Annotated in this window: 1 pseudogene; it reads right to left on the minus strand. The window is 38.7% G+C overall.

Annotated elements, in window-relative coordinates:
- Positions 1–313, minus strand: a pseudogene (locus VQ048_RS13125) (PRTRC system protein B); the annotation flags it as partial.

Below are 313 nucleotides of genomic sequence, written 5' to 3' on the forward strand. Positions count from 1 at the left end.
GCGGTTAGATTTTAAAGCGTATATACTCAAACTTTGCTTAGTCGCTTTCCATAATAACGGAGGAGTATAAGCCGTTCCGCTTGGTATCTCTAAACTTTCCACAAAATATAGGGTTCTCTTTTGTTCTTTGGTGTACCATATCAAACTGCCTTTTTTACTTGGGTTGATGTGCAGTACATTGGTGGGGATTATTCCCTTTGGTTTTAAAAAAGTTTTATCTCTTTCTTCTTTGGTGGTTAAGGCTTTCGATAAATTTTCGCTCTCCCTTACACTCAAAGGGTGGGCATTCATCATTCTGCCTTGCTGGTCAATA

This window comes from Bergeyella anatis (genome assembly GCF_036016955.1).
In the GTDB taxonomy this organism is placed as follows: Bacteria; Bacteroidota; Bacteroidia; order Flavobacteriales; family Weeksellaceae; genus JAYWXI01.